The organism is Intrasporangium chromatireducens Q5-1, from assembly GCF_000576575.1.
GTDB lineage: Bacteria > Actinomycetota > Actinomycetes > Actinomycetales > Dermatophilaceae > Intrasporangium_A > Intrasporangium_A chromatireducens.
Map to the genome: position 1 here is coordinate 1 of NZ_AWQS01000431.1, position 1,841 is coordinate 1,841.

Sequence of the window (1,841 nt, forward strand, 5' to 3'; positions counted from 1 at the left end):
CGCCGCGACGGCCACGGCGCTCGCGCCAGCGGCCGGCGCCCGTCGGCTCACGGCCGGCCTTGTGAGTGGTACTCCTCGTTGGGCACCATGCCGATCGCGGTCGAGACGCGGTTCGTCATGTTGAACATGCCGACGACCTGCACCAGCTCGAGGATCTCGTGGTCGTCGAGGCCGACCTCGCGCAGCGGCTGCAGGTCAGCCTGCGTCACCTCGGCCGGGTGCAGGGTGAGCTTCTCGGCGTAGGCGGCCATCGCCTGCCGCCGCTCGTCGAGGCCGGCCTGGCGCCAGTTGACGGCGACCAGGTCGGCCATCCGGGCGTCGCCGCTGTACTCGCGCAGCGCCGCGCCGTGGCTGATGCAGCAGTAGGTGCAGCGGTTGAGGTTGCTGACGACGACGGCGAGGAACTCCCGATCGGCGTTGCTGAGGTGCCCCTCCTTGTTGACGAGGAGGTTGAAGTAGCGCCACCAGGCGAGGAACTGCTCCCCGTTGTAGGCCTGCGCCTTGAAGACGTTGGGCACGAAGCCCATGTTCTCTTCAGCCTTGCCCCACAGCTTGGCCACGTCGTCCGGCACCTCGTCGGCGCTCGGCACGGGCAGGTACGAGATCCGCGCGTCATCTCCCATGACGGCAGGTTAGCCCCGCGGAGCCGCGCGGCGAGCGTGAGCCGGCTGAGCGGTATACCGAGGGTTGGTCTCCCTACCAGCAGGGGTTGGTATGCCGCTCAGCTGGCCCCGCAGGTAACGCGCCGACCGACGCGGGGCCGGGCTGCATAAGCGGCGCTTATGCTGGAGGCATGATCGACGCAGCGGGCCTCCGAGTCATGAAGGCCATCGCCGACGCGGGCAGCTTCACCGGCGCGGCCAACGCCCTCGGGTTCACCCAGCCGGCCATCTCGCAGATGGTGCGGCGCCTCGAGCAGCGCACCGGCACGATCCTCGTCGAGCGCTACGGCCGCCAGGTTCGGCTGACCGAGGCCGGCGAGGTGCTGGCCCGCCACGCGGTCGGGGTGCTCGCGGCCCTCGACGCCGCTGAGGAGGAGATCACCGCGATCGCGGGACTGCGAGCGGGACGGGTGCGGCTCATGGCGTTCCCGAGCTCGTCCGCGACGCTCGTGCCGAAGGCCCTGGCGATCCTCAAGGAGCGCCACCCGGACGTGACGATCCACTTCACCGAGGCGGAGCCACCGGAGTCGCTCGCGGCGCTGCGGGCCGGTGACTGCGACGTCGCCGTCGCGTTCGCCTACGAGGGGATGGACCTCGGCGAGATCGAGGAGGACCTGTCGGCCCTCGTCACCCACAAGCTGCTCGACGACGAGGTGCGCCTCGCCGTCCCCAAGGACCACCCGCTGGCCCAGCAGGGGTCCGCCCACATGTCGGACTTCTCGTCCGAGGAATGGATCGCCGGGTGCCCCCGCTGCCGCGGGCACCTGCTGTCGCTGGCGGGCCACGCCGGCTTCGCCCCCAACGTCGCGTTCGAGACCGAGGACTACGTCGCCGTCCTCGGTCTCGTCCGCGCCGGCCTTGGCGTCGCGCTCGTGCCCGACCTGATCCTCGGCGCCGCGAAGCCCGACGACGTCGTCGCCCTGCCGCTCGAGCCGGCGTCGCGGCGGCAGATCCTCGCGGTGACGACGCCCGACCTGCAGCGGGTGCCCGCCGTGCACGCGGCGATCAACGCGCTGTGCGAGGCCGCCGGGGTGCCCGCACCGCCGGCGGTGGAGGCGAAGTCCCCAGCCGCCGTCTGACCCGTCGAGCGGACCCGGGCCTGCGGCGCTCCCATGGAATGGGGCAAATAGGGCAGAGCCGGAGGTTTCGGCTCGGACGGACGGCTATTTACGTGCCAGT

Annotated in this window: 2 protein-coding genes; one reads left to right on the top strand and one right to left on the bottom strand. The window is 71.5% G+C overall.

The features are described from left to right. Positions 1 to 47: 47 nt before the first annotated feature. The gene (locus N864_RS21930) at positions 48 to 623 is read right to left on the bottom strand and encodes a peroxidase-related enzyme (RefSeq protein ID WP_034722519.1); all 576 of its coding nucleotides are present in this window, start codon (positions 621 to 623) and stop codon (positions 48 to 50) included. Between the two features lie 170 nt (positions 624 to 793). Between N864_RS21930 and N864_RS21935 the strand changes: the two genes are divergently transcribed. After that, on the top strand, positions 794 to 1,741 hold the full coding sequence (locus tag N864_RS21935) for a LysR family transcriptional regulator (RefSeq protein ID WP_034722522.1): 948 nt from the start codon (positions 794 to 796) through the stop codon (positions 1,739 to 1,741). The last annotated feature ends 100 nt before the right edge of the window (positions 1,742 to 1,841 follow it).